Genomic DNA, 20,804 nt, shown 5'->3' on the forward strand with positions numbered 1-20,804 from the left:
CACCACAAATCACTCGAAGACCCGAACCACCAATCGGTTGACTCCGGTAGTCATCAGAAGAAGCATGAATGACAAGAGACGAACCGTCAGCATCCAACAGAGCCGGACGACCGTCTTTACCCTTCAAAGATACAAAAGTCGAATAAACTTCAGCTTTGGCCGTTCCGTCGCTGCCCGCATAAATGTTGGGAAGATCCCCAGAGTCATTTTCTCCGGCATTGAGCAGCCCATGCGTGACTGGTTTTGTGGTGTGCACATGCGAGCCTGCGCTGGTAAACGCAGGTGCGCTGCAATTTCCTTTTTCATGAAAATGCATGCCATGCCAGCCAGGTGTCAGTCCACTGACTTCAATGTGGAGCACAACGCCCCTTGGAGCCTCAGTAATCTGTGCAGTGCCAACCGTTTTTCCGTCAGTTCCTGTGAGGGATGCGGTAGCTGTCTCTGCTGAGAATGCCAGGGAAGGCGTAAGAGCCATTGATCCCGCTACAAATGCGATCCGTTTTAAGCGTGCGAAGGTCATTGAAGTCTTTCTCCGGTCTGTAGATCGTTAGAACCATCTTATGAAATGATTGGTTGGCAGTAGATTTTGTCGCAACTGCGACGCAATAGCAATAAGCGCATTTCATGCGCCCCGACATATCCGAGAGAACGCTAACCATTATCGCGCAATGCGACGTTCGCATTGTCATGAGTTACAAAATTTCGGATGTGAAGCTGGTCGGCTACAGCCGATAAGTACTTTTATTATGTAACATAATGTTGGTAACGAGAGAAAAAAGAACCTTAAGTGAACTTCATTTCTTTCGTTTTGTTTTGGAAGAAAGCATGGCAGAAGGCGCGCTTGCGCAACGCGATTAATGCTGCACTGTATTCAGGGAAATTATGCTTTTCAAAACTCTCCCCAAGCAGACCATTATTGGTTTGTGCGCACTATTCGCGTGCACGTTCACGGCACTGACAAGTGAAGTGGCACCTGTCGGTCTACTGATCGATATGGCGCAGGGTTTTAGCATTACAGAAGGGCAGGCAGGACTGGCTGTAAGTGCTTTTGCTCTTATGGTTGCTTTGGGTGCAGTGCCTCTGACCATCCTGACTGCAAAGGTTGACCGTAAGAAACTCATGCTCCTTTCTTTGGGAGGATATGTTCTTTCCAATTTGATTGCAGCCATTGCTCCGACATTTCTCGTTTTATGTGCTGGGCGCGCTATCGGTGGAATCGCCCACGCGCTGCTGATGTCAATTGTCTCAGCCTATGCCGCGCGGCTTGTCCCACCCAAGATGACGGGAAGAGCTATTTCCTTTGTATACGGTGGGACGTCTCTCGGCTCCATTTTAGGTGTGCCTGGCGCAGCGGCCATTGGCCATTTTGCAAGCTGGCGTATTGCCATGCTTGTGATGACTGGTATTGCCGTCCTGCTGACGGTTTGCATTGCTGTTTTCTTGCCGCCAGTCGTAACGTCTGGAGATGCCAGCACGAACCTGCCATCGGTGGGGTCACGCAAGGCTATGAAGATCTTCCTCATAGTTGTGGCCATTGATGCGATTTTTTTCGTAGCTCACAACATGCTCTATACTTATGTTACGCCGCTTCTTCTGGAGCATGGTCTTCCAAAAAGTGCTCTGAGTATTGCTCTTTTGTTGACAGGTGCCGTGAGTATTCTGGGGCTATGGGGCGCAGGTCAGATTGTTGATCGTTGGCCAGCTGCTGGTATGTTGGCAGGCGGAATGGCCATGCTTATCGGAATGGGCCTCATGTATGGTCACATTCTGTCTGGCTGGGGTTCCGTTGCATCTGTTGCGCTTTGGTGTACCGGTTATTCAGCACTTATTCCATTTGTGATGTCTGGTGCAATCCGTGCGAGAGCGACACGCCCAGATGTGGCGGGAGCAGCGATCAACGGCGGGAGCAATCTTGGGATTTTGCTCGGATCAGCACTTGGTGGTCAGGTGCTAACCTGGAGTGGGTTTGGCGTTCTAACGCCAATTGCCATTGCCATTACGCTAACCGCTATCCTTCTGGCGATTTTTAATCCGGAGGCGTTTCCAAGAATACTGAACTCTTCAGAAGAAGAATCTGCTTCCTGACAATGAGAAAGGCCCCCCGGATAGACATCCGGGGGGCTTTTTTATTTATCCAGTCTCGGTAGTACTAAAGCTGATCAGAATGATGTGGACAGTGTGCCCATCATCGCGAATGGCGGCATGATGTAGTAGGTTGGTGCCGTGTCCGCGCCGATCTTATGACCATAGACGCCCGTTGTTGCACGGGCATTATTCGAGAAGTAATAGACGCCACCCAGCTTGTACTGGCTGGTCAGGTTGGTGAAGTTCAGCTTGAAGGTCGGGGACTGTGCAATGAAGAACTTTGGCAGATGATAGCCAAGCGTCAGGGAGTCCGAGAAGTAAGACGGCATGTACTGATCGTTCATGAAGGATGATGCCTGCTTGGACGTGTAGTGCACGCTGGCATTCATGAAGAACGGGCCTTCATTATAGGTCAGGCCAACGCTGCCTGAGAACTTCGGAGACATGACGGCTGTCTTGCCCTTGGTCCGTAGATAGTCAACGGAGCCATCGTCTGCCGTGGTCTGCAGGTTGTTGTCCATCGTTGTGTGCAGGTATTCGAATGCGAAATACGGGCTGAAACGATGGAACAGTGGACGGGTGGACAGCATGACATCCACGCCGCGGATTGTTTCACCACCTGCGTTGATGGTCTGGCTGACCTGAACGTCATTGCTGAACATGTTAACGGACAGCAGACGGTTGGAGACGTTCATGTTGAAGAAGCTGATATCAGCCAGGAACAGATCGTCGCTGTAACGATAGCCCAGTTCTTCCTTGATCGAGTACTGCGGCTTTGCCCCTGCACCTGATGTTGTCATTTTGCCCGTGCTGGTGCTGTAGCGCGAGATCATGTTGATCGGGGAGGGTGCACGGAAATCGCCTTCAGCATTGATGTAAAGCTGATGATGAGGGGCGAAATTGTACGACCAGGAAAAGCGCGGCGTCGGCGAGACATAGGTGTGATTGGTGTGGCTGGCCGTGCTGGGCAGGTAGTCCTGACCTTCCAGCGTCATGGACGTCACCTTGATGCCGGCTGTGATGTTCATCTTGCGGTTCAGCAGGTGGACCGTGTCTTCCAGGAAGCCCGAGTTCAGGCTGTAAGACCCTAGGTAGTCAACGGAATTGTAAATGCTGCCGCTGGTTGTACGGTAGTAGGACGACTTGTCCGTGTCAGACGGCTGCGCACCCGTTGTCTGATTCATCTTGGACATAGGCGTCTTCAGGGAATAACGATATTCCTCGTGCCAGTAGCCGATTTGACCGTCGTTATTCTCGGAGTGCCAACCCAGTGCAGCAACAACGCCGCCCTGCTGGGTCACGGACATGGAGTTTGTGGACACTGCGGCACGCGTCGCCGTGCTGATCTTGCCGTCGCCGTTCAGGTCAACCCGCTGAAGCGCTGATCCGGCATAAGTATAGCCTTCCTGCAAACGGGATGCACTGTTCAACGTAATGTCGGAGCGCTCGTAGTATGGTGAGATGTTCAGCGTGAAGGTGTTGTTCAGCGCAAACTTCATCGGCATGGAGATGTAGAACTGGTCCTTGTCCGTACCGTGCACGCCATAATAGCTGCTCGGAGAGGTGGCGCTGAACTGTGCGTTGTAGCTCAGGGGCGTGGAGACCGGACGTCCATGCTTGTCGTTTTGGAAGTTTGCCAGCGTTGGGTAGCGGTTCAGGTAGTAGTGTGAGTGGTTGTAACCGGCGAACAGATCAATGGAGCTCCGGTTGCCAATCAGCTTCTGGGCGCGGAAATCCATATGCTTGCGATCGCTGTCGCCCGACCCGCGCCATGCATCGGAGTGGGTGTTGGAAAACGACGCATAGCTTGTGATTCCGGTGTGTCCGATTTCACCGGAGTCCACACGGATGAAGCCTCGTGTGCGGTTAAAGGACCCGTAGCTGCCGGACACCAGGCCGCCAAATTTCTTGGAGGGTGCGCGCGTGGTGATGCTCAGGGCGCCTGCGCCCGCTGAAGTTACCGGATCTTCCACGGAGATAGAGCCTGGGCTCATGCTCTCAGCAGAGATGTTGTTGCTGTCGATGTAGTTCTGGACGAAGTTTGAGGCCGATGACGTGCCGCCGTTTGCAATCGGCATGCCATTCAGCATGATGCCGATATCGTTGTCATACAGACCGCGGCTCTGCATGGAGCCGCCTTCATTGCCGCTCGGGTCCGGCGTCGTGATGTTCACGCTCGGCAGGTTGGCAATCAGGTCGAGCGGGCTGCTCGTCGGGCTCTGCATTTCGATATAGTTCTGCGTCACGGTCTGTACAGCGCGGGATGCTGTTTCGGCGCGCATCATGCCACCGCCAGGCTGATGATGTGTTCCTGTGACGCTGATGGACTCTTTGCCTGCTTCGACTTCTGTGCGTGCCGCATGCGCACGGTGCTTCGTAGGCTCCGTCGTGGCAGATGTTGCGGCATAGGCCGTTGGAACAGTCACGGAAAGACCGCTCAGAAACGTAGCTGCCGCAAGAGCTTTCTTTCCCGGCCCGAAAAGAGCGTTAAGCGGAACGGACATTCCGGAACGGCTGGAGCGACTGGGAGAGAAAGTACAGGAAGACATTTCTGGAACTCATTCTGCAGGAGACTAACGCTTCGATAGCGTTATGAATTTGGTAAACGAAGATAAAGGAGAGAATTATAAGAACATTCCAAAGAAAAAATTGATAGTTTCAATTTTTGTCTGAAGGGATGCCTGTGTCAGGAGCGGCGTGTCAGCAAAGGCTTGGCCAAAAGCACGCTCATGAAAGAAATAATGGCCGTCAGGATCATATAAAGTGCCGGAGCATGGTTCATCCCGCTCCAGGCAATTAGCGCGGCGTTGGTCATGGGGGCGAGGCCTCCGAACAGCACCACGCCGAATGAATATCCCATGGTGAGGCCACGTCCTCGCCGTTCGCTGGGGAAGATCTGTCCGATGAAGCCATCGAGGGCCGCAAAATAGAAAAGCCCGCTGAGATTGAAGATCAGCGGCATGAGCAGCACTGTAGCCGGAGCAATGCGGATCAACTGAAATGCAGGCAATGGCAGAAGGATTAAAAAGGCGCAGGACAGAAGCATGGGACGGATGCTGTGTGTTCTGTCAAAGCGGTCTGCCAGCTTCCAGCGTAGGGGCGTGAAAAGTAGTTGGCCGCCATAGGTCAGGAGTGGCGCAAGGGACGTGCTGATACTCGAGAGACTGTATTGGCTGCGCGCATAATGCGGCATGTAGAGTCCGAGATACGTGATACCGCTTCCAAGGGCGACAGACCCCATGATGAGGGCAGTCCGCAGGATCGTGTCAGACTGGAAAAAGGGTGCCACAACAGCAGGGGCGGGCTGGCGTGTTGGCGGGTTCTGACGGTTCAGGATGAGGCGTAAAATCAACCCACCCGTGCCCACTGCCGCACCAAGTCCTGTAGCGATACGAAAGGCATAGTCGTTGAATGCTGTTGTCGGGAGGCACAGGTTCAGAACAAGGACGACAGTGGCAGCGCAAAGAGAGGCCGTAATTTGCCCGATAGCCTGCCAGCTTGCAGCACGCGCTTCATGGTGAGGCGCATGCTCGATCAGAAAAGATGTTGCGCTGCCAAATTCGCCGCCAAGCGAGAAGCCGTGAATAAGCCGAGCCACGACAATCAGGACAGGCGCTGCAATACCGATACTGGCGTAAGAAGGCGTTACGGTGAGGAGCAGACTGCCTGCCGCCATGAGAAGAATGCAGATCATCATGGTGGGGACGCGCCCCCGCCGATCTGCATAATTGCCCAGTACGATAGCTCCGAGGGGGCGGGCAAGAAGCGTCAGGCCGAACGTTGCAAGAGAAAGGCCAAGCTGCGACAGCGGAAGACCCGACGGAAAAAAGGTTCGGCCAATCGAGGCGGAAAAATACGCGTAGATGACGAAGTCGTAGTACTCAATGATATTGCCAATGATCGAAGCAATAACAGCCTGATCTGGTTTCTTTTGGAACAGGGTACCCGTCTTCGCCATCAACCCTGGATGCCCCCGAGTTTCTGAATCATGAACTGAATAAACGAACGCAGTGTGGGCGCAGTGTAGCGCTCCTTGTGATACAGAAGATAAATAGGCCGAGACGGAAGCGTATAATCCGCAAGAAGGGCCTGAAGTTTTCCGTCCCGGATATCTTCGCGCACCAGGTCTGAGGGCAGCATGGCAATCCCCATGCCCGATAGCGCGGCGCGGCGCATGGCCTGTGTGTTATTGAAAAGACCCTTGCGGTGCATTTCTACCGAGACATGGCCTTGTGGTCCTTCAAAATGCCATTCTCGTCGAGCCCAGTGCCAAGGTGATGCGGGCGTGTAGGAAAAGGCCAGAGCGTCATGTGTCGCCAGTTGCTGAGGCGTTAAAAGCTCTTCACGGCGCGAAAGATACGCGGGAGAGGCGCAAAGCGTCATGGTGTAGTTGGAGAGCCGACGACAGATCAGGGAGGAAGGCTCCGGCACGCCCAGTCTGATGGCGATATCGAACTTCTCATGCGTCAGATCAACGCTGCGTTCCGTCAGGACAAGATCGATATCCACGGAAGGATGCTCGTTCAAGTAATCCGCAATGCAGGGCGTGATGCTTTGTGTGCCATACGTGACCGGAGCGGTAATTCTCAGGGTGCCAGACGGCAGACTCTGGGCGGCTTCCGCCATGCGCTCCGTTTCGTCCAGCATGCTGAGAATTTTCTGGCACTTGGCGAAGTAAACGGCCCCGAATGCGGTCAGGCTCTGTCGACGCGTTGTACGTCTCAGCAGACTGGTGCCCAGTCGCTCCTCCAGCAGGCGCACGTAATTGCCCACCATTGTGGGTGAGATGCCGCATCGCTCTGCGGCAGACGTCATGCTTCCTGTTTCAACGACCGCGATGAAGGTCGTCATGGCCTGAAAAACGTTCATTGCAAACCGCAGATTAGTAATTATCGCACCATAACAGCATTTATCGAAGAGATCGAAGACCGTAACGGTTTGACGTAGATGCTCCCGATCAGGAACTGAAGGTTGATGTTTTCCATGCGTATCAGAAGTGCGGCTCTCTCCCAAAGAAAGCTTTCTGCCAGAACCCCGGTTCTTGTCGGCCTGCTTGGAGCAACGGCCCTCGGACTGAGCGCCTGTGCACAGCAGCTTCAACCTGCTCAGCCTGTATCCCAGCCCACAGTAGCCCATGATTTTATGGCTGCTACAGCCAATCCCATGGCATCCCGTGCTGCTTCTGATGTTCTGCAGAAGGGGGGAAGTGCAGTCGATGCTGCCATTGCGGCTCAGATGGTTCTGGCCGTGGTGGAGCCCCAGGCTTCCGGTCTGGGGGGTGGTTCCACCATCCTCTACTGGGATAAGGCGGCTGATCATCTAAGCTTCTTTGACGGTCTGGCCAGTGCCCCGACCGGCATGCATCGGGACTACATGCATGACCGCAATGGTGTTCGGATTCCGGAAGTAACATTGCAGCGGACGGGCCGTGTGGTTGGTGTTCCCGGAACCTTGCGAACGCTGGCACTTCTGCATGAGCGCTATGGCAAGCTGCCTTGGTGCGACCTTTTCCAGCCCGCAATTTCAGCTGCCAGAGACGGCTTTCCGCTTGCCGGGTATCTGCATCTTGTCCTGACCGAACGTCCGGAGCTCGCGAAAGAACCACAGTTTTCGGCATATTTTGATGCCAGCGGTCAGCCGCTGCCTAAAGGTACGATCCTGCACAATGCCGACCTGGCAGGCACGCTTGAACATGTAGCGCACGATGGGGCGGAATACTTCTATACGGGCGCTTTTGCGAAAAAGCTGTCCGCTGCGGTTACGAGTGGCGCTTATCCCGGGGCGCTGTCTCCTGCGGATTTAAAGAACTACAAGGTGCGTGAGCGGGCCCCTTTGTGTGTTACGGCCTTTAACCGTCGCATTTGCTCCGCGGCTCCCCCGGTTGCGGGCGGACTGTCCGTTTTGCAACAGCTTGCCATTCTGGACCGTCTGAACATTGGTCAGTACAAGCCGGGCAGTGTGGAAGCCGCTCACCTGCTGCTTGAAGCCTCCCGTCTGGCCGAGGCCGATCGCCGGAAATATGCTGCTGATCCAGATTACACGCGCGTGGATACGGCAGCCATGCTTGATCCAGCGTATCTCGACCGCCGGGCAAAGCTTGTTTCAACGGGTGAAGCGGCCAGCCGCGTGGTAGCAGGACAACTTGGCGGGAAGCTGGCGCTTTTGCCATCGTCCGACCCGATGACTGTGCCTGCAACAACGCATCTGTCCATCCGTGATGCATCTGGCAATGCACTGTCTTTCACAACCACGATCAATCTGAATTTCGGATCGGATATCATTGTGGATGGTGTCGTCCTGAATAATGCCATCACGAATTTTGCGTCGCATCCTTTCGTGAATGGGCAGCCTGCGGCCAATATTGCAGCACCGGGGAAGCGTCCTATCACCACCATGTCTCCAACCATCGTCTTTGGGCAGAACGGGCAACCTGAAGTCATCGTTGGTGCGGGCGGTGGTGCGCGGATTATTGATTCTGTCGTGCAGACGCTGGTGGGCTATCTGGCGTGGGGACAAAATATCCGCACGGCTATTGAGCAGCCTCGGATTGGCGCCCAGAACCATGCCGAGGAACTGGAGCAGGGCACATCTGCCGCTGGGCTTGCATCCGCTTTGAGTGCCATGGGGCATCACCCGAAAATTGACGTCATGAATGCCGCCGTGCAGGGCATCACCATTCATCCGGACGGCCTTACGGGCTGGGGTGACCCGCACCGTGACGGCGTGGCCGTCGGTCAGTAATATCTGCCTCGATCTGCTGGAGACCACAATGAAGCTTTCTTTCCGCGCTGCCCTCAGCGCTGCCACACTCCTGTCTCTCGCGGCCTGCGCCGAACCTGCCCAGACTGCAAAGCCTGCAGGTGTGGCAGAGGTAGATCGTGCTCTGGGTGATGGTGGGGTCAGCGATTTTTACACACCGCCCGCTCAGGTGCCGGCAACGGTGGGTCAGATGATCCGCACGCAGCCTGTTACTGATCGTCCGCTGCCGGAAAACGCAGGCCAGGCCGTGCGGACGCTTTACACGTCCATCAGTGGGGTGAATGCTCCTGATCCCGTCACGGTTTCCGGTCAGATCATCTTTCCCAAGGGTACGCCCCCTAAAGGTGGCTGGCCTGTTGTGGCATGGGAACACGGCACAACAGGGATTGCAGACATCTGCGCCCCATCCTGGCGGGGATATCTCTCCCGGGATCGTGCCTATCTGGACCATTGGCTGAAGGCGGGCTTTGCTGTTGTGGCCAGTGATTATCAAGGACTGGGAACACCGGGCCCGCATCCGTATCTGATGTACCGGCCGGAAGGTTACAGCGTTCTGAACGGGTTGCGCGCCGCTCTGGCTCAGTACAAGGGCACGCTTCAGAACCGTATCATTCTTGTTGGTCAGTCGCAGGGCGGTGGCGCTGCGTTGGGTACGGCCTGGCTTTCACCGCAATATGCACCGGATCTGCATGTCCTTGGAACGGTTGCAACAGGCGTCGTAACGCAATTTAAGCTGCCGGATCATCCCAAGCATGAGCCGCTTCCACGCCTGAATGTCGAACCACCGCACATGGCTGCGGCTTTTGGTATCCTGACGATTGAGGGGTCGCGGAAGAGCCTGCATCCTGAGGTGGATGTCCGTGCGAACATGACGGATAAGGGCAAGGATCTGTCTCATCAGGCTCGTCAGACCTGCCTTGGCGATCTGTTCCGGTACACGGAGGCGCATGACATCACCGAAGACAATGCGTACGCAGGTGATACATCCAGGCTTGAAGCTGACTTTCAGGACGCATTCACCATCCCGGATGCGCACATGACGATGCCGGTTTTCGTGGGTACAGGCCTCGCCGATAATGAGGCTGGTGTGGCCCAGCAGTACAACGCTGTGGCGGCCATGTGTGACGCAGGCACGAACGTAACGTGGAAGACCTATTCCGGTCTGACTCACAACGGGGCAGTGAACGGCTCTGCGGCTGATTCTGTTCCGTTTGCGCTGGCGCTGCTGAAAGGCCATCATCCGAAAGGAAACTGTGCAACGATCAAGCCCGTTTCCGAAGTGGAGAAGGCATTGCCGGGAATTCGCTGGAACAACTGAGTTCTGTCGGCCTGTGCGTTCTCCCGTCTGGGAAAGGAACGTTTATGCCGACGCTTGAAATCTGTGTTGAAGATGCCGTTGGGTTGCAGACAGCCCAGCGGCCTGGCGTCTCGCGGATTGAACTGTGTTCTGCTCTGGCGCTAGGGGGGATTACCCCTTCGGCAGGGCTGATGCACCTTGCTGCAAAATCTACGGTCCCAGTTTACGCCATGATCCGCCCCCGAGAGGGCGGCTTTGTGTTTGCCGAAGCGGAAATTGATCAGATGCTGGCGGACATTGATGCTGCCCGTGCCGCAGGACTGGCTGGTGTGGTTATCGGCGCGTCTCTGGACGATCATACACTCGATATCGCGACCCTGAAGCGTCTGTCTGAGGCCGCCGGTTCAATGGGGCGCACGCTTCATCGCGTCTTTGACCTCACGCCTAACCCGCTCATGGCCGTGGATCAGGCGGTTGAGTTGGGTTTTGAGAGAATACTGACGTCCGGGCAGGCAATTAGCGCCCCCAAGGGACATTCTGTTCTGAAGAATATTGTGCATCATGCCGCCGGGCGTATCGAAATCATGGCGGGAAGTGGTGTGCGTGTGGGGAACGCGCGTGATCTTCTGCGCGACACAGGTGTCACCAGTCTTCATGCCTCATGTCGGGGGCCATCTGTCGGGCAGGCCTGTCGCGTCTGGGACCTGGGATTTGGGCGACTGGCGTCCCGAACCAGTGGTCGGATTATCGACCAGATGCTGGCTATTTTGGCTGAAGAAACGATATCTGCGGATGTTTGAAGAAGAGTGATGCCAGACGTCACGCAGCGGTTCTCATGCAAACCGCAATGACGCTAATGGATTATAGTAATCCGTTAGCGTCGAAGAAAACCGAAAGCCAAATTAGCTTCAGGCTCTCTTGGCGGCCTCACGTGCGGCAAGCTTTTCTTCTTCAGTCCAGACTTTTCGCTCTCGCTTGACTTGTGGTTTGACCTGCTTGACCGGGCCACCCCCTAACACGGGAGCGCGCATGGTGGAGTGCCGTGCGGTTTCTGAGTGCCATGGATGGTCGGTGTAAACCGTCAATGTACGACCGATTTCTCGTTCCACATCGTGCAGCCACGCACGTTGTTCGGCATCGCACAGGGTGATGGCGAAACCACTGCGCCCGGCACGCCCGGTGCGGCCAATGCGATGGACATAGCTTTCAGGCAGGCTGGGAAGATCGTGGTTGAAAACATGTGTGACGGTGTCAACGTCGATGCCGCGGGCGGCGATATCCGTGGCAACGAGGACTTGTACGGTTCCGTCACGGAATGCGCTGAGTGCGCGTTCCCGCTGGCCCTGGGACCTGTTGCCGTGCAAGGCTTCTGCGGTAATCCCGGCTTCAGTCAGGAAAGCACAGACCTCATTGGCAATGTTTTTTTGAAGCGTGAAAACAACGGCCTGACCGACATCCTGTGTTTCAAGCTGGGCCAGGAGAGCCGTTTTTTTGTGAGCTGCATCCATAAACATTACGGACTGCTCAATGCGGTCCACGGTGGTTGATGGAGGAGCAATTTCGACTTTTACCGGATCATTGAGAAGGCTCTCAACGAGTGCCGCGATAGATTTCGGCATCGTGGCCGAAAACAGAACGGTATGCCGATCTTTCGGGAGTGTTGCGACGATACGCTCAATCGGTTTTGCGAAGCCCATATCCAGCATCTGGTCGGCCTCATCAAGTACAAGCGCTTCAAGCTGCGATAGATCGCATAAGTCTTGCTCGATAAGATCCAGAAGTCGCCCTGGGGCGGCGACAATAATGTCCACGCCATTCTCAAGTGCGTTCACCTGATGAAACTGGCTGACACCGCCGAAAATCGTCGTCACGCGAAGATTCAGATGACGACCAAAGCTCTCAAAGCCATCCGCAATCTGGGAGACAAGCTCGCGTGTCGGTGCGAGCACGAGGACGCGTGCGCCACCCTTTGGGGCTGTGCGAGGATTAGCCGCGAGGCGGTGCAACAGTGGAAGAGCAAAAGATGCTGTCTTCCCTGTACCAGTCTGCGCCATGCCCAATAGGTCACGGCCCTCCAGCAGCATGGGGATTGACTGTGCCTGGATAGGGGTAGGTGTGACATATCCTTCTTCAGCCAGAGCGCTCAGAAGAGTGGGCGCCAAGCAAAGATCGGCGAAAGTCATGGACATGGACACGCAGCGCCTCCGGCGCTCAATAATGCTGCGCCTGGTTGGGCTTCGCTGTTTCAGAACGCGGAGTTCTACGGGTGATGCCGGCCTGGGTCAACGCGCTACAGCGGCTCTTTTATCTCCGTGGAAGCATCGAATTTCCAGTCATCCTCACGACTGCATTCGTCCATCATCATAATTTATGATTTGGCGACATCACGCATCGCAACCACCAGATTCATATGAGAGGCCAGAAGCCGCTGGGGAAGCGTGGGGAGATAAATGCGGATGGCTTCCAGTCTTTTGGACTCTGGCAGAGTAGCAAAAGGTGGACGCGAGCCTTCGCCATCGCTGCCCGCATCGTAGCTCTTAGCGATCGCATTAATGAGGGAGGCAGGCACGGAAGCCAGTAGTGTCCTTTGGGCAGGACTTAAAACTTTGTCCCGAAGAGGGCCAGATAGAGTTCGAATTTCAGAAACTTTTGGAGGTTCGTAAGGCTTCAACTGAGACAGGGGGAATTCAACTTCCACACCATTGCTTTGCATCACGTAGCCAGTGGAACCTTCAATATCCACAAGCTTGCCATCATGGGCGCCTTTGAGGTCTGAAACATGATCGCCGATTGATAACTGTGCCATGGCTAATTTCCCAGTAAGATGCATCATAGGGGGCCATGAAGTGCCTGACCGTCAAGCAGGCAACGCTACCCGAGGCGCGTTTCTTCCTCTGGCATCGGGATCGATCTCCGTTAGTTTGTGGTTGCCTCCCTTCGGTGGATATTTCTGGCAGTCAGCAGTGCTGGTATGACGCGCTCATTTCCCGAGGCCCATGCACCAGTCATTTGAGCTCGCGTACTCGGTATGTTTGTGATTCATAATTTATAAAAATAATAATCGTTTTCCCTTTAGTAGTTAAAAATAAAAACGAATTTTATACAATCAAATTACAAACCGAACTGCTGGAGAATTTTGTGGCGATAGAGCGTTTGCTTCTCAAGCTTTTCTTGCGAAAAAGGTAATCGCTTCGCAAAAATCTCATGCATAAAATTTATTTCTTCGAGATGAGTAGCCTGATTTAACATATGCGTCGAAGACGATTGATGTCGCCTATGGATGTTCATGGCATCGCTGACATAGACAACGCCAACGTCGGGACTATCGAGCAACTCAAGATAGACTCTCCAGTCACCAGCCACTTTCAAGGTTTTTAAATCTTTTTTGCACGTTCTGAGTGCCGTTTGCATGGCCGTTCGTTGGAAAATTGCGCCGCTGACATTGAGAACCAGATTGCGCTCAGACAGGCATGTTTGAAGAAAATCCCGCCCGCTGAACTGACCATCATGCTCAAGAAGATTTCCAGCCGCCTCTACACAGTATGGCTGATAGGAGGCGGAGAGAGGCGCGCCGGTCTCATCTATTGAGCGGCTATCGCAGAACGCCATGACCGCATTCGGACACTGGTGCACAGCGTGAACAAGCTTTTCCAGAAAATGAGGGTCGCAAAGGTCATCTGCTTCCGCGATCCAGACCCATTCGCCTTGTGCCTGTTGGAGTGCTTTCTGCCATTGAGCAAAGACGGACCCGGAAGACCGTCTTCCTTTGATAATACGAACGTCACGCCCCCATTCGGCGGTAGTGCCCATGGCGACTTCGATACTGTTATCCTCGGATGCATCATCAAGGACGATAATTTCCAGGACTGGGAATGTCTGCGTGAAAATAGAGACGAGCCGGGCTTCTAAATAACGCGCATAATTATACGACGGTACCACGACGGAAATTGAAGGAATTTTTGGTGCGGCCAAGCGCAGGAGTTGCTGGGCATAGGGGCGAAAAAGAAACGATTTTCCAAGTTTGCGTGCGGCAGCCTGTCGGGTGTTTTGACCGCGAGCTTTTGACCACTCGGCAAGCTCCAGAGCCACCAAACTCATCGCTCTCACATCTGCGAACGGAACGACCATATTGTAAGTCGTCGGATCGTTTTGAAGGCTTTTCAGTAGCTCTGGAATGCCGCCATTATCAGCAAAAGATGTGCATGGCAGGCCTGATGCCAGAGCCTCAAGGACGACGGAAGGATAGGGGTCTTCGCGGGACGTCAAAGTAAAGACGTCCGATGCAGACAGCCAGTCCGCAACATTATGAACGCGACCCGGCATATGGAAGGTGCCGCTTGCGCGGGCATGATCGATTTCGGTTCTCAAACCATCCTGAAGAACCGGATCAATCGCCCCGACCCATACACAGTGTGCTTGCCCGGCGAGTTTCCGCCAGAGCTGGAGAAACAGGTCAAAGCCTTTCCGCATATCCGCGTAGCCAACACCAATGACCAGCAGATCCTGAGCGTTAAGGCCCAACTGCGATCTGAGCGCTTCCCGGGAAGACCCGTTGAAGGTTGTCTGCTCATACAGGCCTTGAGGCAGGATCGTTATGTGAGGGTGTTTCTCCAATCCCAGGCGCGCTGCACAGGAGTGTGCGGGGACGACAATTGATTGTGCCGTCTCACATGCGTCCCGCATGGATTTCCGTAGATCGCGGCTTTGCAGGAGGTGGGGCAACTCATGAATGAGGAATGTGTAGGTGATTGCATTGTTATGCAGTGCAGGAGCAATGGCTGATGATGCCGCGCTGTTCAATATCGCGCATTCAAAACCTTCTGCCCGCAACGTGTTGAGGCGCGCCATAACGTCGCTGGAGGTGGGAGACAGAATTTCAACAGGAGCAACAGCCCTGTAGTCTTCCATCATTGCGCCGCCTTCGAGGAGCACGAAGCGGATATCAACACCGAAAGATCGCCGGAATGTACGGCCTGTCTCCAGAAGGAGTTTTTGGGCTCCAGCCGGGAAGGCATCGTGGCCGATCAGCAGCAGGCGTACCTTATTTGAGGAGCTTTTAAAGCCTGTGCAGGCTCTTGCCGTTGCATTCAGATAGGCGCTGCCGAAATGAACGTCAGGCTCCAGATAGGCACCTTCTGCCCATTCGTTCCACGCGTTAACGCAGACAATAGATTCCCCGAAAAAGCGGTGTTTCTGCGCTAAATTGACGAGGCCATTGAGCCATTTCTCATAAAGCTCTGGAGTTGACCCGTGCATGACGAGGCCGTTGCCCTGACGTCGTGCGTCATTATCCCATGAAGGTGCCGCTGTGCGGATAAGGGGAAAAGACGGACTTGGCTGTCGGAGCGCATTTTCTACAATATCGGCGTAATCGTAGATCTGTCCTCTGAAGTCTTCGTCAAGAATTTGAACGTTTTCATTGATGAGGCGGCAGTCGGAAACAACTTTGTGCGGAGGGAACTCAATGGCTCCTTCAACACCAAAGGAATGAGGGTCTTCGTCTCCAAAGGCCTGCCCCATAATAAAGATAGGGTTAATGCCGTGCCTCTCCCGAAAAAGTTCACGCCAGCGCGCAAAGGCCTGCCGTGCATTGGGAATGGTTCCAGGGCGATACACCATGAGGAGAGGGCGTTCCCCAATTCTGATATATCGGGGATCGTGCATATGTCTGGCGAAGCAATCTACGAGAGCGTTGTCGTCCGTGTCTCTGTAGTGCTGAGCAATCAGAATATCATCTTCTGACCCGTCCCAGCGGCGGCTCCAGTTTTCGTTGGCCCACATCAGGCAGAATGGAAGGTCAATCTGAGGGTTGGCCAGAAGCATTTCCAGTGGCCCATCAAGCAGACGCTTTTGATTGAACCAGTAAAAATAGAAGACGAAACCTTCAATCCCGGCAGCCTTGGCCATTCTGGCCTGACGGTCGAGAAGGTCTGGAGAATTCAGAGTGTAATGCCCCAGGTCACGTGGAATGCGGGGTTGATAATGGTCTGCGAAGCGAGGGAGCGCACGCGAGGTGTTGGTCCACTCCGTAAAACCCTTTCCCCACCATTCATCGTTTTCTGCTGTGGCATGATATTGGGGCAAGTAATACGCAAGGACACGGGCGCGTCTGATCGCGCTTTGGGGAAGTGGGTTGAAATCCTCAAAGGAAGGGCCTGGCGCGCTACGCCGCCGAACTTCCCGAAAGACGGTGACTTCATTCGCCGGGCATGAGGAATGAATTCCCGAACGGTTCTTGTTCTCCAGGTAGTGAAGAAGCGGATTACTGTCCGGCGCATGCCGTAGATAATTCTTCCGGTAGTAAACCGGATCAAAGCCTTCGAACGGCTGCCTGGCCTCACGAAAGCCCTGGATCATGTAATGTTCCAGTGGGTCGAGGCCGGCGGCGGCTACATCGGGGTAGGTTTTCAAATAGAAGGCTGGATCAAACTCAGCGATGGGCTTCAGTTTCTGTGTATGTCGGTTGAGCAGATAATGAGCGAGCGCCAGCATCCCTTGCGGAATGGCGTAAGTCTGAGTGTACCAGCCAGGATCAAACCAACCGATTGGTCGGCGGCCTTCTTTCTCGCCTTTTGTGACGTAATGTAAAAGAGGATCTCCCAGAACATCCCGATTTTGGGCGACATACCAGTGAGGATCAAAAAACGGATTGGGTTTACGGCCCTCTCTCCAGCCATGCTGGTGATAATGCCTGAGAGCTGCAGTTCCGAGGTTATGGAGGTCCGGATTGCTCTTCAGATAATATGTTGCGTCAAATACTCCCGAATACCCAAGAATTTGGAGCGCACTTGGTGCGAAGGCATCCGAGGCTGCAGAAACGGCTGGGCTGGATGAATCCGGGAGGGCGTGAAGCATGAAACGGTTTTTTACTGTTTCTTAATGAATTTCAAGTGCGTTAATTTATCGTCAATAAGAAGGGTGATTTGCCGTAGGGTGCGGAGAATGTCATACCGTCGGCCCCGAAGGGCATCGACGCCCTCCCGTCGGCATCGGAGGTGGAAGACTGATGGACCGCAGTGTGTCTTCCTTTGAGGAAGATAGTCCCGTTTACACGCATCAGACCATGTACCTGGAAGAGGGGATGGACCTGGAATGTGGCGTTCATCTTGCGCCGCTCGAAGTAGCTTACTGCACCTATGGCACCCTCGCGCCTGATCGCGGCAACGCCATACTGGTCTGTCACGCTCTGACCGGAGATCAGTATTTAGCCGAGCCTAATCCACTAACTGGCAAGCCGGGCTGGTGGAACCGCATGGTTGGGCCTGGCCTTCCAATCGATACGGACAGATTTTTTGTCATCTGCCCCAATGTGCTGGGCGGATGCATGGGATCTACCGGTCCGAAGTCCATTCGGGCAGAGACCGGGCGGCCGTGGGATAGTGAATTTCCTCCCATCACCATGCACGACATCGTCGCCTCTCAGGCATGCCTGTTGGACCATCTGGGTATCCAGCGTCTTTTCGCTGTCGTGGGCGGCTCCATGGGAGGCATGCAGGCACTGACGTGGATTGCCGATTATCCAGAGCGCGTTTTTGCGGCTTTGCCGATTGCAACGTCGCCGTTCCACTCAGCCCAGAATATTGCATTCAACGAAGTCAGCCGTCAGGCGATCTTTGCGGATCCTGACTGGCATGATGGCCATTACAGAGACTTCGGCGCCATTCCGGCGCGTGGTCTGGGGGTCGCCCGGATGATGGCCCACATAACTTATCTGTCCGAAGAGGCTCTGAGCCGGAAGTTCGGACGTAAAGTTCGAAGTGAAGCTCCAACGGCTGTGCCGGCAGCCAGCAGTCCTTCTCTGTTTGGTGAGATGTTCGAAGTTGAGAGTTATCTGCGGCATCAGGGCTCAACATTCGTGCGCCGGTTTGATGCAAATTCGTATCTGACAGTAACGCGGGCGATGGATTATTTTGATCTGGCCGCCGAGCATGATGGCGATCTTTCGGCACCGTTTCGCAAGTGCGAGACGCGTTTTTGCGTTGTGTCCTTCAGTTCAGACTGGCTTTTTCCCACGTCTCAGTCCCGTCTTCTGGTGCGGGCTTTGAATAAAGCCGGAGCAAACGTCTCTTTTGTGGAAATTGAAAGCGATCGTGGGCATGACGCGTTCCTGCTGGACGAGCCGGATCTGGATCGAACGGTTCGGGGTTTCCTGAATGGTGCAGCTGAGCACGCAGGTCTGACGAAAGTGGAGTGTGTCTGATGCGGCTGGATCAGCGTCTGATTGCGGAGATGATTCCAACCCGGGCCCGCGTTCTGGACGTCGGCAGTGGTGACGGCACGCTCATCGATTATCTGTACCGAACGCGAAACTGCGACGCCCGCGGCATTGAAATCGACATGCAGAGCGTGACGCAGTCCGTTGCCCATGGTCTGCCGGTTATGCATGGAGATGCAGATCACGATCTGTCCTACTATCCCGATGACTCGTTTGACTATGTTGTTCTGCAAAGAACACTTCAGGCGGTTGAGCGTCCCCGGGAGGTGTTACGGCAAATGTTGCGGATAGGGCGTCATGCGATCATCTCCTTCCCGAATTTTGGTCATTGGAGACTGCGTTTACAGCTTCTGACCACTGGCCGTATGCCGATGACATCGGTATGGAGTACGCCTTGGTATTCCACGCCCAATATCCATCCGTGCACCATTCGGGATTTTCTCGCGTTATGTGAGGAGGAGGGGTACATTGTGCAGCAGTGGCTCGCCATCGACGAGGATGGATTGAAGGCTCCGTGGCGCCGCTCAATCCGCTTCGCAAACCTTTTCGGTGAACAGGCGCTTTTTCTGCTGCGACGCGGGTAGAGGGTCAGTTCTTTTCTCTCTGTGCATCATTGATGCGCAGGAAGTTCGCGATTTTGCAAAACGCGTTAAATAATAATGATTTTTTAGAAATCGGACCTCTCAACTCCCTTGCAGGGCAAGGGAAGCTGCCTTACATCCGTTTGCAGATATCCTTGTGTGAAAGCAGGGAGATGCTGACGGTCTCTTCGTCATGCTGGTCGATTGAGCACACGGTGCTTTGCTTCTCTGACTTTGGTGGGAAAAGTGAAGTGGGCAATGTGCAGGGCTTTTTTGGCTCTTGCACATGTCCAGCTGTGTGTCTGCGTCTCAGTTTGAAGGTTCGTCTTTCATCAACTTTCTAGGCTCAAAGCAGGCATTTTATTCGTGCATTCAAAAGTGCGAACTAGCTGTGCGAGCCAGGCCTTGTTATCCCTCAGGAGGGGTCCATGACCAGTTTCGCAGAGCTCAAACTTGCCGAGCCACTTCAGAAAGCACTTGCTGAAGAAGGTTACACCACGCCAACGCCTATTCAGGCTGGCTCTATTCCTTACCTGCTGGAAGGCCGTGACCTTCTTGGTCTGGCCCAGACCGGCACGGGCAAGACGGCTGCGTTCGCGCTGCCAATCCTGGACTACCTGCTGCGGCATCGCCGTCCGGCAGCTCCCAAGAGTGTCCGGGTGCTGGTTTTGGCTCCGACGCGTGAGCTGGCTTCCCAGATTGATGAGAGCTTTGCTGCATACGCACGCCACATGAAGCTGACGCATGCAGTCGTGTTCGGTGGGGTCGGGCAGGGACGCCAGGTCGAGGCAACGCGCCGTGGCGTGGATGTTCTCGTGGCTGCGCCGGGCCGTTTGCTGGATCTGGTGGGGCAGGGTCACATCGACCTTTCTGCCCTGGAGGTTCTGGTGCTGGACGAAGCCGATCGTATGCTCGACATGGGCTTCGTTCGTGATATCCGCCGCATCATGGCTCTCTTGCCTGCGCGTCGTCAGACGGTTCTGTTCTCGGCAACGATGCCGCAGTCCATTAGCGATCTTGCGCATTCCCTGCTGAAGGACCCTGCTACTGTTCAGGTAACGCCTGAGTCCAGCACGGTTGATCGCATCCGTCAGGCTGTGATGTTTGTGGAGACGGACAAGAAAAAGGATGCGACACTGATGCTCGTTGAGAGCTCAAATGTCGTACGTGCAGTCGTGTTCACGCTGATGAAGCATGAAGCGAACAAGGTTGCGGAATTCCTGAACAAGAACGGCATTACGTCCGAAGCACTGCACGGGAACAAGTCCCAGGGGGCGCGTGAACGTGCCATGGCTGGCTTCCGCAACGGGACGATCAAGGTCCTGGTCGCGACGGATATTGCCGCACGTGGCATCGACGTTGATGATGTTTCTCACGTCTTCAATTACGATCTGCCAAATGTCCCTGAATCTTACGTTCATCGTATCGGTCGTACCGCGCGTGCAGGCCGTGATGGCTGGGCAGTATCGCTCTGTGATGCAGAACAACGCGCATGGCTTCGGGATATTGAGAAAAAGATCGACAAGGCTATTCCTGTCGTAACTGATCATCCGTACCACTCTGACGCTGCACAGAATTCCACAATGCGTCCGCCAGTGCTTGGTGGTGGTCAGCGAGGCGGTGGTGGAAATGGTGGTGGCCGCCGTCGTTCCGGCCCTCCTGCTGGCGGACGCAGTGGCAACGCCGCTCGCGGTGGTGGCCGTCCGACGGGGCGTCGTTGATCTGTTAAATATGAAATAATTGCGCGGAATCCTTAGAAAATTTTCTACGTCTCCGCTCGGGTATTCGGGCGGAGATTTTTTATATATGGCACATAACATTTATGATTAATTTAAAATTGAGTGGTAATTTTATTTTCTAATATGGG

At 54.5% G+C, this 20,804-nt stretch carries 14 protein-coding genes; 7 read left to right on the forward strand and 7 right to left on the reverse strand.

The genetic code is table 11. The features are described 5' to 3' along the window. Positions 1–520: superoxide dismutase[Cu-Zn] (gene sodC / locus HK24_RS09350; RefSeq protein ID WP_086634252.1), on the reverse strand; the 520-nt coding region annotated here is incomplete at its 3' end. A 362-nt stretch (positions 521–882) separates the two neighbouring features. Here sodC and HK24_RS09355 point away from each other — a divergent pair. Continuing rightward, positions 883–2,085, forward strand: a complete 1,203-nt coding sequence (locus HK24_RS09355; protein ID WP_086634253.1) for an MFS transporter — start codon at positions 883–885, stop codon at positions 2,083–2,085. A 74-nt stretch (positions 2,086–2,159) separates the two neighbouring features. On the opposite strand, the gene HK24_RS09360 is transcribed toward HK24_RS09355, so the two are convergent. The 3 genes from HK24_RS09360 to HK24_RS09370 all read right to left on the reverse strand — a co-directional run bounded on the left by HK24_RS09360 (position 2,160) and on the right by HK24_RS09370 (position 6,936). Further along, positions 2,160–4,634 (reverse strand): TonB-dependent receptor, encoded by a 2,475-nt coding sequence (locus HK24_RS09360; protein ID WP_086634254.1) that lies wholly within the window; start codon positions 4,632–4,634, stop codon positions 2,160–2,162. Between the two features lie 137 nt (positions 4,635–4,771). Further along, on the reverse strand, positions 4,772–6,043 hold the full coding sequence (locus tag HK24_RS09365) for an MFS transporter (RefSeq protein ID WP_086634255.1): 1,272 nt from the start codon (positions 6,041–6,043) through the stop codon (positions 4,772–4,774). After that, complete coding sequence (locus HK24_RS09370; protein WP_233126205.1) at positions 6,043–6,936, reverse strand: LysR family transcriptional regulator; 894 nt, start codon at positions 6,934–6,936, stop codon at positions 6,043–6,045. The genes HK24_RS09365 and HK24_RS09370 overlap by 1 nt, the downstream gene beginning before the upstream one ends. Before the next feature lie 123 nt (positions 6,937–7,059). On the opposite strand from HK24_RS09370, the gene ggt reads away from it, so the two are divergent. Genes ggt through HK24_RS09385 form a run of 3 tightly spaced genes read left to right on the forward strand, consistent with a single transcriptional unit; the run spans position 7,060 to position 10,941 of the window. Further along, entirely contained in the window at positions 7,060–8,826 is a 1,767-nt protein-coding gene (ggt, locus tag HK24_RS09375; protein ID WP_233126206.1) for a gamma-glutamyltransferase, read from the forward strand. A gap of 28 nt (positions 8,827–8,854) precedes the next feature. After that, the gene (locus HK24_RS09380; RefSeq protein ID WP_198942108.1) at positions 8,855–10,162 is read left to right on the forward strand and encodes a lipase family protein; all 1,308 of its coding nucleotides are present in this window, start codon (positions 8,855–8,857) and stop codon (positions 10,160–10,162) included. Positions 10,163–10,206: 44 nt separating this feature from the next. After that, complete coding sequence (locus HK24_RS09385) at positions 10,207–10,941, forward strand: copper homeostasis protein CutC (protein ID WP_086634258.1); 735 nt, start codon at positions 10,207–10,209, stop codon at positions 10,939–10,941. 108 nt (positions 10,942–11,049) lie between these two features. On the opposite strand, the gene HK24_RS09390 is transcribed toward HK24_RS09385, so the two are convergent. From HK24_RS09390 to HK24_RS09400, 3 genes are all read right to left on the reverse strand, one after another. Next, on the reverse strand, positions 11,050–12,330 hold the full coding sequence (locus HK24_RS09390) for a DEAD/DEAH box helicase (protein WP_086634259.1): 1,281 nt from the start codon (positions 12,328–12,330) through the stop codon (positions 11,050–11,052). Positions 12,331–12,509: 179 nt separating this feature from the next. Beyond that, on the reverse strand, positions 12,510–12,947 hold the full coding sequence (locus tag HK24_RS09395) for a hypothetical protein (protein WP_099212049.1): 438 nt from the start codon (positions 12,945–12,947) through the stop codon (positions 12,510–12,512). Between the two features lie 305 nt (positions 12,948–13,252). Then, the gene (locus HK24_RS09400; protein ID WP_086634261.1) at positions 13,253–16,996 is read right to left on the reverse strand and encodes a glycoside hydrolase family 99-like domain-containing protein; all 3,744 of its coding nucleotides are present in this window, start codon (positions 16,994–16,996) and stop codon (positions 13,253–13,255) included. A 151-nt stretch (positions 16,997–17,147) separates the two neighbouring features. On the opposite strand from HK24_RS09400, the gene HK24_RS09405 reads away from it, so the two are divergent. The 3 genes from HK24_RS09405 to HK24_RS09415 all read left to right on the forward strand — a co-directional run bounded on the left by HK24_RS09405 (position 17,148) and on the right by HK24_RS09415 (position 20,658). Continuing rightward, positions 17,148–18,341: a homoserine O-acetyltransferase gene (locus HK24_RS09405; RefSeq protein ID WP_086634262.1), complete on the forward strand. Its 1,194-nt coding sequence runs from the start codon at positions 17,148–17,150 to the stop codon at positions 18,339–18,341. Continuing rightward, on the forward strand, positions 18,341–18,940 hold the full coding sequence (gene metW, locus HK24_RS09410; protein WP_064273068.1) for a methionine biosynthesis protein MetW: 600 nt from the start codon (positions 18,341–18,343) through the stop codon (positions 18,938–18,940). The genes HK24_RS09405 and metW overlap by 1 nt, the downstream gene beginning before the upstream one ends. 425 nt (positions 18,941–19,365) lie before the next feature. After that, complete coding sequence (locus HK24_RS09415; protein ID WP_086634263.1) at positions 19,366–20,658, forward strand: DEAD/DEAH box helicase; 1,293 nt, start codon at positions 19,366–19,368, stop codon at positions 20,656–20,658. Positions 20,659–20,804 lie beyond the last annotated feature (146 nt).

Source organism: Gluconobacter sp. DsW_058 (assembly GCF_002153615.1).
GTDB lineage: Bacteria > Pseudomonadota > Alphaproteobacteria > Acetobacterales > Acetobacteraceae > Gluconobacter > Gluconobacter cerinus.

Excerpts from the sequence above, each read along its gene's own strand:
- HK24_RS09355 (WP_086634253.1), top strand. The coding sequence starts at position 883 with ATGCTTTTCAAAACTCTCCCCAAGCAGACCATTATTGGTTTGTGCGCA.
- HK24_RS09360 (WP_086634254.1), bottom strand. The coding sequence starts at position 4,634 with ATGTCTTCCTGTACTTTCTCTCCCAGTCGCTCCAGCCGTTCCGGAATG.
- HK24_RS09365 (WP_086634255.1), bottom strand. The coding sequence starts at position 6,043 with ATGGCGAAGACGGGTACCCTGTTCCAAAAGAAACCAGATCAGGCTGTT.
- HK24_RS09370 (WP_233126205.1), bottom strand. The coding sequence starts at position 6,936 with ATGACGACCTTCATCGCGGTCGTTGAAACAGGAAGCATGACGTCTGCC.
- ggt (WP_233126206.1), top strand. The coding sequence starts at position 7,060 with ATGTTTTCCATGCGTATCAGAAGTGCGGCTCTCTCCCAAAGAAAGCTT.
- HK24_RS09380 (WP_198942108.1), top strand. The coding sequence starts at position 8,855 with ATGAAGCTTTCTTTCCGCGCTGCCCTCAGCGCTGCCACACTCCTGTCT.
- HK24_RS09385 (WP_086634258.1), top strand. The coding sequence starts at position 10,207 with ATGCCGACGCTTGAAATCTGTGTTGAAGATGCCGTTGGGTTGCAGACA.
- HK24_RS09390 (WP_086634259.1), bottom strand. The coding sequence starts at position 12,330 with ATGTCCATGACTTTCGCCGATCTTTGCTTGGCGCCCACTCTTCTGAGC.
- HK24_RS09395 (WP_099212049.1), bottom strand. The coding sequence starts at position 12,947 with ATGGCACAGTTATCAATCGGCGATCATGTTTCAGACCTCAAAGGCGCC.
- HK24_RS09400 (WP_086634261.1), bottom strand. The coding sequence starts at position 16,996 with ATGCTTCACGCCCTCCCGGATTCATCCAGCCCAGCCGTTTCTGCAGCC.
- HK24_RS09405 (WP_086634262.1), top strand. The coding sequence starts at position 17,148 with ATGGACCGCAGTGTGTCTTCCTTTGAGGAAGATAGTCCCGTTTACACG.
- metW (WP_064273068.1), top strand. The coding sequence starts at position 18,341 with ATGCGGCTGGATCAGCGTCTGATTGCGGAGATGATTCCAACCCGGGCC.
- HK24_RS09415 (WP_086634263.1), top strand. The coding sequence starts at position 19,366 with ATGACCAGTTTCGCAGAGCTCAAACTTGCCGAGCCACTTCAGAAAGCA.